Origin of the sequence: Afipia massiliensis (genome assembly GCF_014203115.1) — a bacterium.
Lineage (GTDB): Bacteria > Pseudomonadota > Alphaproteobacteria > Rhizobiales > Xanthobacteraceae > Afipia > Afipia massiliensis.
The window spans coordinates 431,444-450,726 of record NZ_JACHIJ010000004.1; the positions used below are offsets into that span (position 1 = coordinate 431,444).

Below are 19,283 nucleotides of genomic sequence, written 5' to 3' on the forward strand. Positions count from 1 at the left end.
CGAGAAAATGGGTCAAAAAGGCCCAAAATCAGCGATTTCGCTCCCAGCAATCGGAGATTTCCGCCGACTGGGCCCGGACCACGTAAGTCCCCGCCATTCGGCGCACGCCCGGCCCCGGATTCCGGGCGCTTCTGGTCACCGGGTTGGGCAGAATCGAGGTCAAAAGAGCCGCCTCACGAGCCGAAAGCGCCGATGCTGGGCGGCCGAAGGCATAATTCGCACCGGCCTCCGCGCCGAATTGACCGTTGGGGCCGAGTTCCGCCACGTTCAGATAAAGCTCCAGAATGCGCTTTTTCGACAGCACAAGGTCGATCCACATCGCCAGCGGGAACTCAAGCCCTTTGCGGATCACGCTCCGGCCCGGCCAGAGGAAAAGGTTCTTGGCCACCTGCTGCGTAATCGTCGATCCGCCTCGTGCAACCTCACCGTCCTGCGCGTCCTCAATGATGTTCCGGACCGAATTCCAGTCGATGCCGTGATGGAAACAGAATCTGGCGTCCTCGGCAGCAACCACGGAACGCGGCAGGGCCTCGGACATCTGGTCAAGATCGACCCATTTGCGGGTGACGGTTTCGCCCGTGAGATATCGCCCTATCATCAAAGTCGAGATGGGGTGTCCGGTGCTGTAAAGCGGCGTCAGCGCATAGGGCAGCAGCACCAGCCCCAGCACGACCAGCACAACGATGCGGATCAACCGCCGCATTCAGGCTACAGCCCTTCGACGCTGACGAGCCGCGCTGAACTGCATTCGTCCCGAATATGCTTGAGGCCCTGATAGACCGGACCGTCATAGAAGCTCTCGAACGCTGCCACGGACGGAAATTCGAGAATAACGATACGGCGCGGATTCCAGTCCCCTTCGTGAACCTTGTGCGCCCCACCGCGGGCCAGATACCGCCCTCCCGCCGCCTCGAGTGCCGGTTTCACCCGGCTCATGAAACTCTGGTACCGCTCGCCGTCTCGAATCTCGACGTCGAAAATGACGTAGGCTGGCATGAACACTCCTGTCGGAAGGTCAGCGGGAATTCAGACCCGCCTAGCTACCAGAAACCGGGCTGCCTTGCTCTAGCCAAATCCCGGCAGGGATTAGGCTTTGCGGAATTGACGCGGGCGATGCCATGACCGATTGTCCGCCGAAATTTGCGTTCCTTTGGAGTTTTTGATGACCACCGGCACTTCACCACAGGATTTCATGAAGCGGCTCGACGCCACGGCGGCAGACACCGAGGCGCTGCTGACGCGCCTTTTGTCTGACGAGCCGCAGGCCGGCGAGATCGAGCGCCCGCACCGGCTGATGGAGGCGATGCGCTATTCAAGCCTCAACGGCGGCAAGCGGCTGCGCCCTTTTCTGGTGGTGGAAAGCGCTGCCGTGTTCGGCGTATCGCGCGACGCGGCGCTGATGGCCGGCGCTGCGCTCGAATGCATTCACTGCTACTCGCTGATCCACGACGACCTGCCGTCGATGGACAACAGCGACCTGCGGCGCGGACGACCGACCTCCCACAAGAAGTTCGATGACGCCACCGCGATCCTCGCGGGCGACGGGCTTCTCACCATCGCCTTCGACATCATCACCCGCGACGAGGTTCACAAGGACCCGACGGTGCGCCTGCTGCTGACCCGCGCGCTGGCCCGCGCTTCCGGCGTCGGCGGCATGGTGGGCGGACAGATCATGGATCTCGCCGGCGAAGGCCGTTTCGGCGATCCCGAGCCGCCGGATGTCGCCAAGCTGCAGCAGATGAAAACCGGCGCACTGCTCAAGTACGGCTGCATCGCCGGCGCGCTGCTCGGCCAGGCGCCGAAGGATCAGTACGACGCGCTCGACACCTACGGTCACGCGCTCGGCGAAGCGTTCCAGATCGCCGACGATCTATTGGACGTCGAAGGCGATGCGGCTGCTCTCGGCAAGCCTGCCGGGCAGGATGCGGCTGCGGGCAAAACCACGTTCGTCACGCTCCTGGGAATTGACGGCGCCAAGGCGCGCGTGCGCGATCTTCTGAAGCAGGCCGATGCCGCGCTCGCGCCATTCGGTGCGAAGGGCGATGTTCTGCGCGCGACCTCGCGTTTCGTCGCCGAGCGGCAAAACTAGAGGTCATCATGCCGGGCAAGAAGAACGGAGATCCGTATCTTCTTCGCCTCAAAGGCATGCCGAGGCCTCTTCGCATTGTGCTTGCCCGACCGCGGACCTTTATTGCATTCGCGATCGGGCTGGCCTCGCTGCTGTTTCTGCCGCCTACATGGCGTCTCGCGACCCGCCTTCTGGTGGCGTGGGATATTTTCGTCGCGCTCTACATGGTGCTCGCATACGTCACCGTGTTCTCATACGGGACAGCGGACATTCGCCGTCAGGCGGCGCGGCAGGACGACGGGCGCTTCTTCATTCTTGTCATGACCGGCCTCGGCGCGTTTGCGAGCATCGCGGCCATTGTCGTGGAACTCGGCATCAAACCGCAGCAAGCGCCGCAGCTTGCGCTTGCTGTCGTGACCATCGTGCTGTCATGGGCGGCAATTCATACGACATTCGCGCTGCACTACGCACACGACTACTATCGCGGCACCAAGGCAGGCGGTCTCGCCTTTCCTGGCGCAAGCGAGGCCGGTGATCCGGATTATTGGGACTTCGTCTACTTCTCGTTCGTGATCGGTATGACCGCGCAGGTGTCGGACGTAGGCATCACCGACAAGATCATTCGCCGGACCGCCACCGCTCACGGCGTGATCTCTTTCATCTTCAATACCGCGCTGGTGGCCCTGATGGTCAATATCGCGGCCAGCGCGATATAATCCCACGATGGTAGCGACGTTCCTGACCTTTCTTCTTGTCCTCACAGCACTCGGAGCTTCCGCGACAGTCGCGAAACGGCTCGCAGTCGCACCGGCCATCGTGTTCCTGATCGTCGGAATCATTCTGGCGTTTCTGCCGGGGTTTCCGCGCATCGAGATGAAACCGGAAGGCATTCTGCTATTGGTGCTGCCGCCGCTGATCTATTCTGCCGGCGTCTCGATGAGCTGGCGCGAATTCAAAGCCAATCTTCGTCCTATCAGTCTGCTGGCGATCGGCTGCGTGATTTTCACGACCGTCATGGTCGCGGCGACGGCGCACTATGCACTCGGGTTACCCTGGAGCGTCGGGTTCGTGCTCGGCGCGATCGTATCGCCGCCGGATGTCGTAGCCCCCCTCGCCATCGCCAAGCGATTGAAGCTGCCCCACCGCATTCTCGTTATTCTTGAAGGCGAAGGACTGGCGAACGACGCGACAGCGCTGATCCTGTATCGTTTTGCGGTGCTTGCCGTTTCGACCGGGACATTCTCGCTGGCTCCCGCAACCGGAACCTTCATCACCATTATCGTGTGCGAGATTGCTTTCGGCATCGTCGTGGGCTGGCTCAGCCTGCGATTGCGGCAATGGGCACACGATCCGCGCGTCGAGATTTCGTTGTCGCTGCTGACGCCCTACCTCGCGTTCTGGGTTCCGGAGCATTTTCACGGATCAGGCGTGATCGCCACCGTCGTGACCGGCCTCTATGTGAGTTGGAACGGCCCGCTGCTGATTTCATCGAAAACCCGGCTGCAGGGCATCTTCTTCTGGGACTTCGTGATCTGGCTCATCGAAGGCGTGTTGTTCCTGATGATCGGATTTCAGCTGCGGCTCCTGATGGAAAAGTCGAAGGCGCTTCCGGTTGCTGAAATTCTCGCGGCCATCGCAATCGTCTCCGCAATTGTCATCGTGGCGCGTTTCCTGTGGGTTTTTCCCGGCACTTACCTGCCGCGCCTCATCAGCAAAAGAATCGCAGCGCGCGACGCAAAGCCGCCATGGCGGCACATCGTCGTTATCGGCTTCACCGGAATTCGCGGTGTGGTGTCGCTCGCCGTCGCGCTGGCGCTGCCGCTGACATTGCCGAACGGGCAGGATTTCCCTCACCGCGACCTCATCCTGCTGGTGACCTTCGGTGTGATCATCGTCACGCTGGTCGGCATCGGATTGACGCTTCCGATGCTGGTCAAGCTGCTCGGCCTGTCCGATCACGGGCGTCTTGAGGCGATCCGCGAACGGGAAGCCGAGATTTCAGCGCGGCGGGAAATCCTCGAGGCGGCACGCGGTTCGCTCGACCGGATCATCAAGGAGCGCAACCTGCCCGAAGGGCTCGCCCGATTCCTCGAGGCGCGTCACGAAACGCGCATGCGCGCGCTGCCCGAACCTCCGAGGGAAGAAGGCCAGTTCACGCCCGCAACACAGGGCGCCTCGCTGGTACGCGAAATCATAACGATCGAGCGGACGTGTCTACACAAGCTGTTGCGCGACGGGAAGATCACCGACGAAACACGCCGGCGCATCGAGCGCGATTTCGATCTTGAAGAAGCTGTGGTCGATAACCGGGAGAAGAACGGCCCGCTGTGATTGCGGGCTGCCTTGCTCCGTATGGCGGTCGCTAAAGGCTATTCCGCTGCCGTCACAGCCGGAGCTTTGGCGCCGGCACCGCCATAACGCTGCTCGATGTAATCGATCACCAGCGCCTTGAAGTCGGTCGCGATGGACGGACCGCGCAACGTGCGGAACTTCTGACCGTCGACGAATACGGGCGCGGCAGGCGTTTCACCGGTTCCCGGCAGCGAAATGCCGATGTCGGCATGCTTGGACTCGCCAGGCCCGTTGACGATACAGCCCATCACCGCGACGTTGAGCTGCTCGACGCCCGGATAGCGTGTCTTCCAGCTCGGCATTTCATCGCGGATGAAGCTCTGGATGTCGCGCGCCAGTTCCTGGAACACGGTCGAGGTGGTGCGGCCGCAGCCGGGGCATGCCGCCACCAGCGGCACGAAGGTGCGGAAGCCCATGGTCTGGAGAATTTCCTGACCGACCTTCACCTCGACGGTGCGGTCACCGCCGGGCTCCGGCGTCAGCGAGACACGGATGGTGTCGCCGATGCCGTCCTGTAGAAGAATGCCGAGCGCAGCCGACGAGGCGACGATGCCCTTGGATCCCATGCCGGCCTCAGTGAGGCCAAGGTGGATGGCGTAATCCGAACGGGCAGCGAGTTCGCGATAGACCGCGATCAGATCCTGCACGTTCGACACCTTCGCCGACAGAATCATGCGGTCCTTTGGCAGGCCGATTTCCTCGGCGCGCGCCGCCGACAACAACGCCGACTGGACCATCGCTTCGCGCGTCACGGCGCGGGCGTCGATCGGATTCGGCGACTTTGCGTTTTCTTCCATCAGCTTGGTCAGCAATTCCTGATCGAGCGAACCCCAGTTGGCGCCGATGCGGATGGTCTTGCCGTGCTTGAGCGCCATTTCGACGATGTCGGTGAACTGCGTATCGCGCTTGTTCTTGAAACCGACATTGCCCGGGTTGATGCGGTACTTCGACAGCGCCGCAGCGCAAGCCGGATGATCGGCGAGCAGCTTGTGGCCGATGTAGTGGAAGTCGCCGATCAGCGGCACATCGATGCCAAGCTTGTCGAGCTTCTCGCGGATATGGGGAACGGCGGCAGCCGCTTCGTCGCGGTCCACCGTGATGCGAACCATTTCGGAGCCGGCGCGCGCAAGCGCTGCAACCTGCGTGACGGTGCCCTCGATGTCGGCGGTATCGGTGTTGGTCATCGACTGCACCACAATCGGTGCGCCGCCTCCGACCTTGACGTTGCCGACCGTTACCTGAACCGTCCGGTGGCGCCCCTTGGGGCCGGCCTGGATTTCCTTGGTCCGCTCTTTCAGATCGCTCACGTCAGAATCTCTTTTGCGCTCAGGTGTCGGTTTTGGTGACGGGAAGCAGGGGATCCCCAGCCGCCTCGCCGGGGCGGTTTACCAGATATAGGCCCGCCATGACCAGAAGGGCAGCCCCCGCAAAGGCCAATGTCAGGGTGTCATGCATCACGAAATAGCCGCCAATGACCCCAAACAGGGGCGTCATAAAGGTAAATGACGACAGTTTGCTGGCAGAATAGTTCTTTATGAGAAAGACCCAGATCAGGAATGTCGTCCCAACAATCCAGACTGTCTGGTAGGTCATCAACGCCCAGGCCAGCGGTCCCGGCATTTGGGTGATGCTCTCGCCGGAGACCGCCGCCCCAAGCGCCAGAATCGGGATCGAGACGGCCACCTGATAGGCTAGCGTCTTTTCGGCAGGCGCGTGCAACAGCGGTGTCGCCTTCACTACCAGCGTGGTGACAGCCCACAGAATGCCACCCCCCATCACCAGTATGTCTCCCAGGATCACCTTGGCGTCCACGGAGGGCTGCGGCACGCCGATGGCCAACGCCACGCCTGCGAACGACAGCGCCAGACCGCTCCATTGCAATGGGCTCAACTGTTCGCCGAGAAACCGCTTCGAGCCGAGCGCCACGACGAACGGCGCAATGTAGAGAAACACCACCGCCCGCGACGCTGTGGTGTAGACCAGCCCGCGATATATCAGAATAAACTCGACGCCGAAAAACAATCCGGCGAGCAGGCCCGCGCCGAGCGTACCGTCGCGCCGAAATAACGGCACGCCGCGTAGCCACGCCACCGTCAGGATGATGAGCAATCCGCCAGTCGAGCGGATCGTCGCCTGCAGCAGCGGCGGAATCTCGGGAAGCGCCAGTTTGACTGTGATTTGATTGAAGCCCCAGCTCAGGCACAGCATCACCATCAGGATAATGGCCGTCGCGCTTAACGGACGCCCCGCTGGCGCTATCTTCAAGTTGTTTGGCGACATGGCTCCCCGGGTCCGGCTTTCCGCCGTGTTGTTGTTTGGCCTATGCGGCTCGCTGACAGTGTGCGCAGGTGCCGGTGATTTCCACCACCGACAATTTCGGCGCGAACCCGGTTCCGCGCGCGGCTTCATTGAAACTTTGCGCCAGCGGCGCGGCCGGAATTTCGCCCACCGATCCACACGTCTCGCAAATCAGAAACGCCACCACAGCTGTCTCGTCGTGATTGTGCGCGCAGGCCAGAAACGCGTTGCGGCTTTCGATGCGATGGACCAGACCGTTGTCCATCAGGAAATCCAGCGCGCGATAAACCGTGATCGGCGCCGGACGCGGCATGGTCTTGGCCAGTTCATCGATCACTTCGTAAGCACCGAGCGGCCGATGGCTCGAAAGCAACGCGCCCAAAACCTGCCGCCGGATCGGCGTGAACTTTTGACCCCGGCCCTTGCAGACCTTCTCGGCATGCGAAAAAGCGTCCTCGGCGCAGCGGCCGTGGTCATGATCTGGGGCAGGGAAAATCGGCTTCGCTTGTTTCATTCGGTCAATATGTAGTGCGGTTACCATGATTCCGCTCATAATTTCAGCGGCATAAACTGCCAGAATATTGCGCAGCGCACCATTTTCTATTGCATTGCATCATAAAAACCCCAAATCACCTGTCTACAACGGACTGAGCGATATCCAGGCGACGGAACAATCGCATCAGTTCAGAGAGAAAGAAGCTCATGGCGACCACTCTCAAAACCTATCTCGACAACCTGACACCATGGAACTTCTCCGGCACGCGCAAGCCAAGCGCGGCCAAGAAAATCAATCTGGCGCTTCAGGGTGGGGGATCGCACGGAGCATTCACCTGGGGCGTCCTTGATCATTTCCTGACCGATGGACGGCTGGAGATCACCGGGATTTCCGGCGCGTCCGCCGGCGCCATGAACGCCGTGATGCTCGCCGACGGGCTGACCCGCGGCGGACCCGAGGAAGCGCGCAAACGGCTGGCGGCATTCTGGCGTGCGACAAGCACCGGCGGAGACCTGCCGCCGGTCCAGCGCGCCATGACCGACCGGATGTTTTCGATGATGCCGTTTGCAGCCACGCCGATACAGAACTGGTTCGAGGCGATGGCGCATTATTTTTCGCCCTACGAACTCAATCCTCTCAACATCAATCCGCTGAGCCAGCTCATCGAGCGCTTCGTCGATTTCGATGCGCTGCGCGCCAACACTGACCTCGCGCTCTATATCTCGGCTACCAACGTCCACACCGGCCGGCTGCGCATTTTCGCGAATGAAAAGATCACCGCCGACGCGGTGATGGCCTCGGCCGCGCTGCCGTTCATGTTTCGCGCGGTCGAAATCGATGGCGTGCCCTACTGGGACGGCGGCTACATGGGCAACCCCGCAATCTTCCCGTTCCTGCAGGCGACGGAAGCGGAGGACGTCGTGGTTGTCCAGATCAATCCTGTATCGCGCACCACCACGCCGAAAACCTCCGGCGAGATCATCAACCGGCTGAACGAAATCACCTTCAACTCGGCACTGATTTCCGAATTGCGCACGATGGATTTCGTCAATCAACTGATCGATGATGGCCGATTGCCGCGCGGCACCGGCAAGGATCAGTACCGCAGGCTCAACATCCACCGCATCGATCTCGGAGGTCTTGGCACCCGCCTCGCTGCCTCCAGCAAGATGAAGACGGACTACGAGTTTTTCGAAGTGCTGCACCGGGCCGGCAAGCGTGCGGGCAAGAAATTCCTCGACACTCATTTCGATGACATCGGCCGCCGGAGCACGATTGACCTCGCCGCGGAATCCGGCGTCGAGTGGGCGTGATCATCTAACGTCCCGATGGTCGTGACGCTGTGCGCGATCCCGCTGCCGATGATGATCGGATCCACCAAGGCGGCGCTGCGGTAACAGTCGCGGAGCGTCGATCATGCCACGGTGATGGATTGACGCGCAAAAATGGGAGGCCGAAGCCTCCCATTCTCCACCGCAAAACTGCGAGAACTCAGTTCAGCTTCTCAATCACCATCGCGGCGCCCTGCCCGACACCTACACACATGGTCGCGATGGCGAGCTTGCCGCCGCGCTTTTCCATGCCGTGAACCGCGGTCAGTGCAAGACGCGCACCGCTCATGCCGAGCGGATGACCGAGCGCGATGGCGCCGCCGTGCGGATTGACGAAATCGGCATCCTCCTTGACGCCGAGCTGACGCAACACCGCGATACCCTGCGAAGCGAACGCCTCATTGAGCTCGATCAGATCGATGTCGGTGATCTTGAGGCCGAGACGCTCCAGCAGCTTGCGCACTGCCGGCACCGGCCCGATGCCCATGACGCGCGGCGCGACGCCCGCGGATGCAAATCCGAGGATCTTTGCGCGCGGCGTCAGTCCGTGCTTCTTCACGGCCTCTTCCGATGCGAGGATCATCGCCGCAGCGCCATCGTTGACGCCGGATGCGTTGCCAGCCGTCACTGTGCCGGGATTGCGCACGATAGGCTTGAGCTTAGCCAATCCTTCAAGCGTGGTCTCCGGGCGCGGATGCTCGTCCTTGTCCACGATGGTCGGACCTGCCCTGCCGCCGGGCACTGTGACCGGCGTGATCTCCTCGGCGAAGTAACCGGCCTCGATGGCCTTGCCTGCGCGCTGCTGCGAGCGGATCGCGAAGGCGTCCTGATCCGCACGCGAGATCTGGTAATCCTCGGCGACATTCTCGCCGGTCTCCGGCATCGCATCGACGCCGTATTGCTGCTTCATGAGCGGATTGACGAAGCGCCAGCCGATCGTCGTGTCGTAAGTCTCCACCGTGCGCTGATAAGCTTCCGTGGCCTTGCCGGTGACGAACGGCGCACGCGTCATGGATTCGACGCCGCCTGCCAGTGCGAAATCCATCTCGCCGGCGCGGATCGCGCGCGCGACACCGCCCACCGCATCCAGCCCCGACGCACAGAGCCGATTGACTGTCATGCCGGGCACTGTTTCCGGCAGCCCGGCCAGCAACAGCGCCATGCGCGCCACGTTGCGGTTGTCTTCCCCGGCCTGATTGGCGCACCCGTAAGACACTTCTTCGAGCGCAGACCAGTCGACTTTCGTGTTACGCGCCATCAACGCCTTGATCGGCACCGCGGCCAGATCGTCCGCGCGCACCTTGGCCAGCGATCCACCGAAACGGCCGATTGGCGTCCGCACCGCATCACAAATGAAAACATCACGCATGGTCGTTCTCCCTGAAGTACGCTCGGACTTGATGGCGTCCGCCTCGGCTGCCGCGAGTTTTAGGAAGCACGGTGCCGAACGTCAAATGATGGATGGCCGGAACGGGTTCGCCAGCGGGCAGAGCGGCCATGCACCAGCCGTCTCAAAGCGTGGAAAACGCACCGCGCAATTCCACCATGCGAAAGAACTTTGCTAATGTTCGCTCCATGACCATCCATTCCACGCCTCCCGCATCGCCAAATCCCGAAACCGCCTCACCGGAGGCCGTTGGGCGCGTCACGCCAATGATGGAACAATACCTGGAGATCAAGGCAGCCAATCCGGGCCTGCTGCTGTTCTACCGGATGGGCGATTTCTACGAGCTGTTTTTCGAGGATGCGGAAATCGCCTCGCGCGCGCTCGGCATCACGCTCACCAAACGCGGCAAGCACGCGGGGGAAGACATCCCGATGTGCGGTGTGCCTGTGGAACGCTCCGACGACTACCTGCACAGGTTGATCGCGCTGGGCCATCGCGTCGCGGTCTGCGAGCAGATCGAGAATCCCGCCGAGGCGCGCAAGCGTGGCAACAAGAGCGTGGTGCGGCGCGACGTGGTGCGGCTGGTGACGCCCGGTACGTTGACCGAAGACAACCTGCTCGACGCCAAGGCCAACAACTACCTGCTCGCCATTGCACGCGCCCGCGCCTCGTCATCCGCCGGCGACCGGATCGGTCTGGCCTGGATCGATATCTCAACAGCAGAGTTCAGCGTCACCGAGTGCGGTGCTGCTGAACTCGGCGCGACGCTGGCGCGCATCAATCCGAATGAGGTGATCGTCACCGACGCGCTGTATTCCGATCCGGAACTGTCGTCGCTGTTTCGCACGCTCGCAGCCGTGACACCGGTGACGCGCGACATCTTCGACGCCGCCACCGCAGAGCGGCGGCTGTGCGACTATTTCGCCGTAGCAACCATGGATGGGTTCGGCGCGATGTCGCGGCTGGAAGCTACCGCCGCCGCCGCCGCCGTGACTTATGTGGACCGCACGCAGGTCGGAAAACATCTGCCGCTGTCGCCGCCAGCCCGCGAGGCCGCCGGCACCACCATGGCGATTGATCCCGCCACCCGCGCCAATCTCGAACTGACCCGCACGCTGGCGGGCGAGCGGCGCGGATCGCTGCTCGACGCCATCGACTGCACGGTGACCGCAGCCGGATCGCGGCTGCTTGCGCAACGTCTTTCCGCACCGCTGACCGACAGCACGACCATTTCCCATCGGCTCGATGCCACAGCGATGTTCACTAACGACAGCGCATCGCGGGACGATCTGCGCGGCATCCTGCGTGCGGCACCAGATATTTCACGCGCACTGGCGCGACTGTCGGTCGGACGTGGCGGTCCGCGCGATCTCGCAGCCCTGCGTGACGGGGTTCTCGCCGCCGACAAGATCCTGGACCGGCTGTCGCAGATCGAGAAGCTTCCGCGCGACATCGCTCTCGCGGTTGAAGCGTTGCGCCGCCCGTCCCGCGATCTTGCGCAGGAATTTTCACGCGGCCTCGCGGATGAATTACCGCTGTTCAAACGCGACGGCGGTTTCGTGCGCGCTAGCTATGAAGCCGCGCTGGACGAGACGCGTAACCTGCGCGATGCCTCGCGGCTGGTGGTCGCCGCGATGCAGGCGCGCTATGCCGACGATACCGGTATCAAAGGTCTCAAGATCCGCCATAACAACGTGCTGGGTTATTTTGTCGAGGTCACAGCGCAACACGGCGACAAGCTGATGGCTGCGCCTTTAAATGCGACCTTTATCCATCGCCAGACACTCGCCGGACAGGTGCGTTTCACCACAACCGAACTCGGGGAGATCGAGGCGAAGATCGCCAATGCCGGCGACCGCGCGCTCGGCCTCGAACTCGAAATTTTCGATAAGCTATGTGCGCAGGCCGTAGCGGCAGGTGACGACCTGCGCGCCGCGGCACACGCCTTCGCGCTACTTGATGTGACCGCCGCGCTGGCAAAGCTCGCGATCGACGAGAATTACACACGGCCCGTGGTCGACAACTCGCTGAAGTTCTCCATCGAAGGAGGACGCCATCCGGTGGTCGAGCAATCGCTGAAGCGCGACGGCCAGCCCTTCATCGCCAATGCCTGCGACCTGTCGCCGGGACCGACGCAGTCGTCCGGGCAAATCTGGCTGCTGACCGGCCCGAACATGGCCGGCAAATCGACGTTCCTGCGGCAGAACGCGCTGATCGCCCTGATGGCGCAGATCGGCAGCTTTGTGCCGGCGAAGCTCGCGCATATCGGCATCGTCGACCGGCTGTTCTCCCGCGTCGGTGCGGCGGATGATCTGGCGCGCGGGCGTTCGACCTTCATGGTCGAGATGGTGGAAACCGCAGCCATCCTCAATCAGGCCGGCGAGCGGGCGCTTGTGATCCTGGACGAGATCGGTCGTGGCACATCGACGTTCGACGGATTGTCGATTGCATGGGCCTCGATCGAGCACCTGCATGAGAGCAACCGATGCCGCGCGTTGTTCGCGACGCATTATCACGAATTGACCGCGCTGTCGGCAAATCTGCCGCGGCTGTTCAACGCCACCGTTCGCGTCAAGGAATGGCAGGGCGACGTGGTGTTCCTCCACGAAGTGCTGCCGGGTTCAGCAGACCGCTCCTACGGCATTCAGGTGGCGAAGCTCGCGGGCCTTCCGGCAGCAGTGGTCGCACGCGCAAAATCGGTACTGGCGAAGCTTGAGGCGCAGGATCGCGGCACCACAGCGCGTGCACTTGCGGATGACCTGCCGCTGTTCGCGGTGCCGTCCCGCGCGGCAGCCGAACCGCAGCCACCAAGCGCCGCGGACCAGCTTGCCGAAGCGCTCAGCGCGCTGCATCCCGACGAGATGTCGCCGCGCGAAGCATTGGAAGCACTCTATGCGTTGAAAGCAAAGCTGCCGAAATAGCGACGTCAGATCCGATTGATCGAAACCGTCGTCTTCGGGCCGTTCTTGATGGTCTGATAGACCACGCAATAACGCTCTGTCAGTTTCAGGAGTTGATCGAGCTTCTCCTGTGGAGCATCGGTATCGACGTCAAATCGAAGACGGATTTCCGCAAAGCCAACCGGCGCTTCCTTGTCGACGCCGAGCGTGCCGCGAAAGTCGAGATCGCCTTCGGCGGTGACGTTGCCGGATTTCAGCGGCGCGTCGATGGCGGTCGCAACCGATTTCAGCGTGACACCGGCGCAGGCCACCAGCGCTTCGAGCAGCATGTCGCCCGAGCACAGTTCAAGCCCGGAACCGCCGGTCGCTGGATGAAGTCCGGCAATGGCCGCAGCCGCCTTGCCGGTTTCGACCTTGCAGGACAAGCCTTCGCTGTCGAGCGAGCCCTTGGCCTTCAAAGTGATGAACGCGGCCCTGGGATCGGATTTGTAGCGATCCTTGATCGGCGCCTGCATGGCGCGGAGTGCGGTTGAATCCATTTTCTCGTTCTCCGTTTCCATCGGCATCAACAACGCCGCGTGCGGCTTATTCCGTCTTATATTCCCTCGCCGACCGTCAGCAAATCATCCGCCGGGCGCATGACACGATTGAGCGAACGATCCAGCGATGCCAGCACCTGATGCTTCACCGCCTCGAAGGCAGGCGAAGCCCTGTCGCGCGGCCGCGTCAGATCCACCCTGATTTCCTCGAACAGCCGACCCGGTCGCGGACGCATCACGACAACGCGATCCGCCAGCACCACCGCTTCGTCGACGTCGTGGGTGACGAGAACAAGCGTCGGCTTGGTATCGGCCCACAGATCAAGCAGATGATCCTGCAGATCGGCGCGCGTGAAGGCATCGAGCGCGGAGAACGGCTCATCGAGCAGCAATACTTCCGGAGACGGTACCAGTGCGCGCGCAATCGCGACCCGTTGCGCCTGCCCGCCGGACAACTCGCGTGGCCATGCGCCGGCCTTATCGGCAAGGCCGACCCGCGCGAGAGCGCGCGCAACTCGGCGTTGCCGCTCCGCGGACGGCAGATGACCGAGACCAAAGCCGATATTGTCGGCGACGCTGAGCCACGGGAGCAGCCGGGGTTCCTGAAAGATGATGCCGACCTTTTCGTTCGGCGCAGTAATCGAGACAGTGTCGAGCGTGACGGAGCCGGTCGTCGCGCGATCAAGCCCGGAGATCGCGCGCAGCAGCGTGGATTTTCCGCAGCCCGAGCCACCGATGATGGCGACGATCTCACCCGGCTGAATGCGCGCGGAGAAATTCTCCAGCGCATGGACGCCGTTCGGATAGACCTTGCCGACATGATCGAGGGCGAGCATCAGGCGCCCCCCGCATGCGTGCTGAAGGAATCCTGCCAGCGCAGGAATGGCGCTGCGATCAACTGGATCAGCCAGTCGGTGACCTTGCCGAGAATCGCGAACACAATAATGGCGGCGACGATCTGCGCGGGCTTGCCGAGTTGCTGGCCGTCGGTCAGTAGATAACCGAGCCCTTCGGATGCGCCCATGAATTCAGCGGCGACGACGAACATCCAGCCCAGACCTAGACCGGAGCGCAGCGAAATCACGTAGGCCGGCAGCACCGCCGGAAGAAGAATCCGCCGGATCATCGCAAATCCGCTAAGGCGGAAGATCCGACCGACTTCAACGATCTTGCGGTCCACGCTCATGATCGCACCGGCGACGCCGAGATAGATCGGAAAGAATACGCCGACCGCTATCAACGCCACTTTCGATGTCTCGAAAATTCCCAGCCACAGAATGAATAACGGCACCCAGGCAATCGAGGGGATGGCACGCAGCGCCTGCAAGGTCGGGTCGAGCAGCAGCCGCGCCAGCGTCCAGTATCCGCAGATCGCGCCGAAGATCGTTCCTGCCAGAACCCCAAGGCCGAAGCCCGCGCCGACGCGACTCAGCGTCGCGATGATGTGCCGGCTCAATTCACCGCTCGCGGACAGTTCGACCAGAGTCTGCCAGATGCGGCTCGGCGGAGGTACCAGCCGCCCGTTGGAGTAACCGAAACGCACGGCGAGTTCCCACGCCAGCGCGACCCCAAGCGGCAATAACAGGCCGATTGCTGGACGCACAAACCGTCGCAGACGAGCGGGAGGCGGCCCCGCCGTCTCCGCGATCCCGGCCGGTGCTGGCGTGTCGAGTGTCATGGCCATAGCAAAAACCGCTTATTCGTCCGTATTGCAAGCTGGCTTATCAGGTCGCGTTTTCCGTCGTCATGGCCGGGCTTGACCCGGCCATCCACGTCTTGAATATGGTTGCGACAAGGAAGACGTGGATGCCCGGCACAAGGCCGGGCATGACGCGAATAGATTAGCATTCGACCCAATCTCAGTTCGTCGGCAGCGGCACCTGATCGTCGATCAGCGCATCCACCGTCGCCTTCACGTCGACGCCGGGCTGGATCACGCCGGCTTGCTGAAGCGCAAGACCCGCGGCCAGAATCGACTCGCGCTGCGGCGCGCCGATGCGGTTGTGCGTGAGCTCGGTGCGCTCCTTGAGCTGCTTGTCGACCACGGTCTCCGGCAACTTGGTCACGGCGATGAACCCGCGCTTGAGTTCGTCGTAATTGGCCAGCGAATATTTGCGGGCTTCCTCGTAAACCGCGAGCACGCGCTGAACGATCTTCGGATTGTCCTTCAAAAACTGTTCACGCACGTTGAGAATGCCCCAGGTGTTGGCTTCGGGTTTGCGGAAAAACAGCTTCGCACCGTCTTCGATCTCGGCTTGCGCCATCATCGGATCGAGCCCGGCCCAGGCATCGACGTCGCCGCGGATCAGGGCGGCCTTGCCGTCGGCATGCTGCAGCAGAACCGGGGTGATGTCCTTGTCGGTCAGGCCGGCTTCAAGCAATGCACGAACGAGGAAGATGTGCGGGTCGGTGCCACGTGTCACGGCAACGCGTTTGCCTTTCAGGTCGCCGACCTTCGCGATCTTGGAGTCCTTGCCTGTTACCAGTGCGGTCCACTCAGGACGCGAGTAGACATAGACCGACTTGATCGGGTTGCCGTTGATCTTCGCGACCAGGGCAGCCGAACCTGCCGTCGACCCGAAGTCGATCGAGCCGGCGTTGAGAAACTCAAGCGCCTTATTGGAACCTGCCGACTGCACCCAGACAATCTTGATTCCGTCCTTCTCGAATTCCTTTTCGAGCAGGCCCTTCTCTTTCAGAATGATGGAGACTGGATTGTAGGTCGCCCAGTCGATGGCGATCTGCTTCGGCGCGTCGGCGGCAAACGCCGCGTCGGGGGCAAACACCGTGCCCAGGACAAGGGCAGCCAAGGCACGTCGTGATGGTCTGAACATCGTCGTCTCCATTTGGATGACCGGGATGAACCGCGGTCAGGACGGGTGCATTTCGAGGGAGCAGGCCGGCGATCGTCGTTATCCCCATGACTAAAAATCACTATGTTTTTCAATTACTTATTTGGTATCGTCAACGAGAAAAAAACCACCCGAATGCAGCCCATGAGAGAACCGGCTTTCAAAACTTGTGCTAAAAACAGAAAGGACGGCTCTTTCCGCCGCAATCCGCTGATGACACCGCTGCTGCCGTCCGTTATCCGAATGAAATGGACAGCGTGACGGCCAAGATCCTCCCCGATCCCGAAGTGCAATTCGATACCGTCCGTATCGCAGGCGAGATCGACGCGCTTGCGCAAAGGCATGGCGGCAAGGACGATCTGCTCCGGGCCGCAATCACCCAATTGCTGAAGGGCGAACTGGCGCTGGCGCGCGAGGCCGCGCAGGCGCAATTGCTGAAGGATCGTCACGGGCGGCGATGCGCCGAGCGGCTTTGCCTGGTTCAGGACGAGATCATCCGCATCCTGTTCAACGCCGCGACCAAGCATCTCTATCACTCGCCGACACCGTCGGACTCCGAGCGCATGGCCGTCATCGCCACCGGCGGTTACGGCCGCGGCCTGATGGCGCCAGAGTCCGACATCGATCTGCTGTTCATCCTGCCCTACAAGCAAACCGCATGGGGCGAGCAGGTCGCCGAAGCAATCCTCTATTGCCTGTGGGACATGGGACTGAAGGTCGGGCACGCCACGCGCTCGATCGATGAATCGATCCGCCAGGCGCGGGGCGACATGACCATCCGCACATCGGTGCTGGAAACCAGATTTCTGACCGGCGACCAGGCGCTCTACGATGAACTCGTCATGCGCTTCGATAAGGAGGTCGTGCAGGGCACCGCCGCCGAATTCGTGACCGCGAAGCTCGCCGAGCGCGAAGAGCGGCACCGCCGCGCAGGCCAGTCCCGCTATCTGGTCGAACCCAATGTAAAGGACGGCAAGGGCGGCCTGCGCGACCTGCATACGCTGTTCTGGATCGCCAAATACGTTTACCGCGTCAGCAACAGCGAAGATCTCGTGCAGCGCGGCGTGTTCGACGCGCAGGAGTATCGCACGTTCCGCCGCTGCGAAGATTTCCTGTGGTCCGTTCGCTGCAACATGCACTTCTACACCGGCCGTCCGGAAGAACGGCTGTCATTCGAAATGCAGCGCGAGATTGCGCAGCGGCTTGGCTACACCTCGCATCCCGGCATGCAGGATGTCGAACGCTTCATGAAGCACTATTTCCTGATCGCAAAGGAAGTCGGCGACCTCACAGCAATCCTGTGCGCCAAGCTGGAAGATCAGGAAGCCAAGCCCGCGCCGGTGCTGAGCCGGATGATGGCGAAGCTTCGCCCGGGCCGCAAACGCGGGCGCGTTCCCGGCGGCGAAGATTTCATCATCGACAACAACCGTATCAACCTTGCCGCGCCCGACGTGTTCAAGACCGATCCGGTCAACCTGATCCGCATCTTCCGCCTCGCGCAGAAAAACAATCTGGCGTTCCATCCCGACGCCATGCGCGCGGCGACGCGCTCGCTCGGCTTGATCACGCCGAAGCTTCGTGAAAACCCCGAAGCCAACAAGCTGTTCATGGAAATTCTGACCTCGAACGACGCGGAAATCGTGCTGCGGCGGATGAACGAGGCCGGTGTGCTCGGTCGCTTCATCCGCGCGTTCGGACGGATCGTGTCGATGATGCAGTTCAACATGTATCATCACTACACGGTCGACGAGCATCTGCTGCGATGCATCGGCATCCTGCAGGATATCGAGCGCGGCGGGAACGACGAGTTCGTGGTCGCCAGCGACCTGATGCGGAAAATTCATCCCGAGCACCGCGCCGTCATCTACATGACGGTGCTGCTGCACGACATCGCAAAGGGCCGCCCCGAGGATCATTCCATCGCGGGGGCCAAGGTCGCGCGGCGGCTCTGTCCGCGCTTCGGCTTCAATGCCGCCGACACCGAACTGATCGCATGGCTGATCGAGGAACACCTCACCATGTCCACGGTCGCGCAGTCCCGCGACCTGTCGGACCGCAAGACCATCGAGAATTTCGCCGCAGTCGTGCAGTCGGTCGAGCAGATGAAGCTGCTCACCATTCTGACCACGGCCGACATTCGCGGCGTCGGCCCGGGTGTCTGGAATGGTTGGAAAGCCCAGCTGATCCGCACGCTTTATTACGAAACCGAACCTGTGCTGACCGGCGGCTTCTCCGAGGTCAATCGCGCCCAGCGTATTCAGGTTGCGCAAGCCGAGTTCCGGGCAGCCTTTACCGAGTGGCCTTCGAGCGAACTCGAAGCCTACATCGCGCGGCACTATCCCGCTTACTGGCTGAAGGTCGAACTGCCGCGCAAAATCCGTCATGCGCGCTTCGTCAAGGCCAGTGAAGCCGGCGGTCACAAGCTCGCGGTCAATGTCGGCTTCGATGAAGGGCGCGGCGTCACCGAACTGACGATCATGGCGCCTGATCATCCCTGGCTGCTGTCGATCATCGCCGGCGCCTGCGCCTCCGCCGGAGCCAATATCGTCGACGCGCAGATCTACACCACCACCGACGGCATCGCACTCGACACCATCGCGATTACCCGCGAATACGACCGTGACGATGATGAAGGCCGCCGCGCCACCCGCATCGGCGACACCATCGAACAGGTGCTGGAAGGCAAGCTGCGGTTGCCGGATGTGATGGCGCGGCGCACCGCCTCAAAAGCGCGACTGAAGCCGTTTGTCGTCGAGCCGGAAGTCAGCATCAACAACCAGTGGTCGGATCGTTACACCGTGATCGAGGTCTCGGGCCTCGACCGTCCGGGCCTGCTGTTTCAGCTCACCACCGCGATCTCGAAGCTCAATCTCAATATCGCTTCTGCGCATGTCGCAACCTTCGGCGAACGCGCCCGCGACGTATTTTATGTGACCGACCTGCTCGGCGCACAGATCACGGCACCGACCCGACAAGCCGCCATCAAGCGGGCCCTGATCCACCTGCTCGCCAACGGCGACGCTGCGGCCTGATTTATCTTTCTGCTCTCTGAAGACCGGC

The 19,283-nt window shown here is 62.0% G+C and carries 16 protein-coding genes; 6 read left to right on the forward strand and 10 right to left on the reverse strand.

What is annotated here, in order from left to right; all coding sequences use genetic code 11:
- Positions 1–28: 28 nt before the first annotated feature.
- Entirely contained in the window at positions 29–703 is a 675-nt protein-coding gene (gene mtgA, locus HNQ36_RS15860) for a monofunctional biosynthetic peptidoglycan transglycosylase (RefSeq protein WP_184086698.1), read from the reverse strand.
- Between the two features lie 5 nt (positions 704–708).
- On the reverse strand, positions 709–996 hold the full coding sequence (locus HNQ36_RS15865; protein ID WP_184086700.1) for a DUF1330 domain-containing protein: 288 nt from the start codon (positions 994–996) through the stop codon (positions 709–711).
- Between the two features lie 166 nt (positions 997–1,162).
- Here HNQ36_RS15865 and HNQ36_RS15870 point away from each other — a divergent pair, with 166 nt between their 5' ends.
- Genes HNQ36_RS15870 through HNQ36_RS15880 form a run of 3 tightly spaced genes read left to right on the forward strand, consistent with a single transcriptional unit; the run spans position 1,163 to position 4,399 of the window.
- Positions 1,163–2,089 carry a polyprenyl synthetase family protein gene (locus HNQ36_RS15870; protein WP_184086702.1) on the forward strand — a complete coding sequence of 309 codons (927 nt, stop codon included), beginning with the start codon at positions 1,163–1,165 and terminating at the stop codon, positions 2,087–2,089.
- Positions 2,090–2,097: 8 nt separating this feature from the next.
- Complete coding sequence (locus tag HNQ36_RS15875) at positions 2,098–2,784, forward strand: DUF1345 domain-containing protein (RefSeq protein WP_184086704.1); 687 nt, start codon at positions 2,098–2,100, stop codon at positions 2,782–2,784.
- Positions 2,785–2,791: 7 nt separating this feature from the next.
- Positions 2,792–4,399 carry a Na+/H+ antiporter gene (locus HNQ36_RS15880; protein WP_184086706.1) on the forward strand — a complete coding sequence of 536 codons (1,608 nt, stop codon included), beginning with the start codon at positions 2,792–2,794 and terminating at the stop codon, positions 4,397–4,399.
- A 38-nt stretch (positions 4,400–4,437) separates the two neighbouring features.
- Here HNQ36_RS15880 and ispG read toward each other — a convergent pair whose 3' ends face one another.
- The 3 genes from ispG to HNQ36_RS15895 are packed head-to-tail and all read right to left on the reverse strand — an operon-like array spanning position 4,438 to position 7,232.
- Positions 4,438–5,727 carry a flavodoxin-dependent (E)-4-hydroxy-3-methylbut-2-enyl-diphosphate synthase gene (gene ispG / locus HNQ36_RS15885; RefSeq protein ID WP_184086708.1) on the reverse strand — a complete coding sequence of 430 codons (1,290 nt, stop codon included), beginning with the start codon at positions 5,725–5,727 and terminating at the stop codon, positions 4,438–4,440.
- A 19-nt stretch (positions 5,728–5,746) separates the two neighbouring features.
- Positions 5,747–6,700, reverse strand: a complete 954-nt coding sequence (locus tag HNQ36_RS15890) for a DMT family transporter (RefSeq protein ID WP_184086710.1) — start codon at positions 6,698–6,700, stop codon at positions 5,747–5,749.
- 40 nt (positions 6,701–6,740) lie between these two features.
- Positions 6,741–7,232, reverse strand: a complete 492-nt coding sequence (locus HNQ36_RS15895) for a Fur family transcriptional regulator (protein WP_184086712.1) — start codon at positions 7,230–7,232, stop codon at positions 6,741–6,743.
- Positions 7,233–7,420: 188 nt separating this feature from the next.
- On the opposite strand from HNQ36_RS15895, the gene HNQ36_RS15900 reads away from it, so the two are divergent.
- On the forward strand, positions 7,421–8,527 hold the full coding sequence (locus tag HNQ36_RS15900; RefSeq protein WP_184086715.1) for a patatin-like phospholipase family protein: 1,107 nt from the start codon (positions 7,421–7,423) through the stop codon (positions 8,525–8,527).
- 178 nt (positions 8,528–8,705) lie between these two features.
- Here the strand turns inward: HNQ36_RS15900 and pcaF are convergent, their stop codons facing one another.
- Entirely contained in the window at positions 8,706–9,914 is a 1,209-nt protein-coding gene (gene pcaF / locus HNQ36_RS15905; RefSeq protein WP_184086716.1) for a 3-oxoadipyl-CoA thiolase, read from the reverse strand.
- Positions 9,915–10,120: 206 nt separating this feature from the next.
- Between pcaF and mutS the strand changes: the two genes are divergently transcribed.
- Positions 10,121–12,853: a DNA mismatch repair protein MutS gene (gene mutS / locus HNQ36_RS15910; protein WP_184086718.1), complete on the forward strand. Its 2,733-nt coding sequence runs from the start codon at positions 10,121–10,123 to the stop codon at positions 12,851–12,853.
- Positions 12,854–12,858: 5 nt separating this feature from the next.
- On the opposite strand, the gene HNQ36_RS15915 is transcribed toward mutS, so the two are convergent.
- The 4 genes from HNQ36_RS15915 to HNQ36_RS15930 form a co-directional block, all read right to left on the reverse strand.
- On the reverse strand, positions 12,859–13,371 hold the full coding sequence (locus HNQ36_RS15915; RefSeq protein ID WP_184086720.1) for an OsmC family protein: 513 nt from the start codon (positions 13,369–13,371) through the stop codon (positions 12,859–12,861).
- 56 nt (positions 13,372–13,427) lie between these two features.
- Positions 13,428–14,207 (reverse strand): ABC transporter ATP-binding protein, encoded by a 780-nt coding sequence (locus HNQ36_RS15920; RefSeq protein ID WP_184086722.1) that lies wholly within the window; start codon positions 14,205–14,207, stop codon positions 13,428–13,430.
- Positions 14,207–15,055 carry an ABC transporter permease gene (locus tag HNQ36_RS15925; protein ID WP_184086724.1) on the reverse strand — a complete coding sequence of 283 codons (849 nt, stop codon included), beginning with the start codon at positions 15,053–15,055 and terminating at the stop codon, positions 14,207–14,209. The genes HNQ36_RS15920 and HNQ36_RS15925 overlap by 1 nt, the downstream gene beginning before the upstream one ends.
- A 175-nt stretch (positions 15,056–15,230) precedes the next feature.
- The gene (locus HNQ36_RS15930) at positions 15,231–16,205 is read right to left on the reverse strand and encodes an aliphatic sulfonate ABC transporter substrate-binding protein (RefSeq protein ID WP_184086726.1); all 975 of its coding nucleotides are present in this window, start codon (positions 16,203–16,205) and stop codon (positions 15,231–15,233) included.
- Between the two features lie 266 nt (positions 16,206–16,471).
- Here HNQ36_RS15930 and HNQ36_RS15940 point away from each other — a divergent pair, with 266 nt between their 5' ends.
- Positions 16,472–19,255 (forward strand): [protein-PII] uridylyltransferase, encoded by a 2,784-nt coding sequence (locus HNQ36_RS15940; protein WP_184086730.1) that lies wholly within the window; start codon positions 16,472–16,474, stop codon positions 19,253–19,255.
- Positions 19,256–19,283: the final 28 nt, after the last annotated feature.

Coding starts and splice junctions, on each gene's coding strand:
- HNQ36_RS15925 (WP_184086724.1), bottom strand. CDS start 15,055: ATGGCCATGACACTCGACACGCCAGCACCGGCCGGGATCGCGGAGACG.
- HNQ36_RS15880 (WP_184086706.1), top strand. CDS start 2,792: ATGGTAGCGACGTTCCTGACCTTTCTTCTTGTCCTCACAGCACTCGGA.
- HNQ36_RS15930 (WP_184086726.1), bottom strand. CDS start 16,205: ATGTTCAGACCATCACGACGTGCCTTGGCTGCCCTTGTCCTGGGCACG.
- mtgA (WP_184086698.1), bottom strand. CDS start 703: ATGCGGCGGTTGATCCGCATCGTTGTGCTGGTCGTGCTGGGGCTGGTG.
- mutS (WP_184086718.1), top strand. CDS start 10,121: ATGACCATCCATTCCACGCCTCCCGCATCGCCAAATCCCGAAACCGCC.
- HNQ36_RS15900 (WP_184086715.1), top strand. CDS start 7,421: ATGGCGACCACTCTCAAAACCTATCTCGACAACCTGACACCATGGAAC.
- HNQ36_RS15915 (WP_184086720.1), bottom strand. CDS start 13,371: ATGGATTCAACCGCACTCCGCGCCATGCAGGCGCCGATCAAGGATCGC.
- HNQ36_RS15895 (WP_184086712.1), bottom strand. CDS start 7,232: ATGAAACAAGCGAAGCCGATTTTCCCTGCCCCAGATCATGACCACGGC.
- HNQ36_RS15940 (WP_184086730.1), top strand. CDS start 16,472: ATGGACAGCGTGACGGCCAAGATCCTCCCCGATCCCGAAGTGCAATTC.
- pcaF (WP_184086716.1), bottom strand. CDS start 9,914: ATGCGTGATGTTTTCATTTGTGATGCGGTGCGGACGCCAATCGGCCGT.
- HNQ36_RS15865 (WP_184086700.1), bottom strand. CDS start 996: ATGCCAGCCTACGTCATTTTCGACGTCGAGATTCGAGACGGCGAGCGG.
- HNQ36_RS15875 (WP_184086704.1), top strand. CDS start 2,098: ATGCCGGGCAAGAAGAACGGAGATCCGTATCTTCTTCGCCTCAAAGGC.
- HNQ36_RS15870 (WP_184086702.1), top strand. CDS start 1,163: ATGACCACCGGCACTTCACCACAGGATTTCATGAAGCGGCTCGACGCC.
- HNQ36_RS15890 (WP_184086710.1), bottom strand. CDS start 6,700: ATGTCGCCAAACAACTTGAAGATAGCGCCAGCGGGGCGTCCGTTAAGC.
- HNQ36_RS15920 (WP_184086722.1), bottom strand. CDS start 14,207: ATGCTCGCCCTCGATCATGTCGGCAAGGTCTATCCGAACGGCGTCCAT.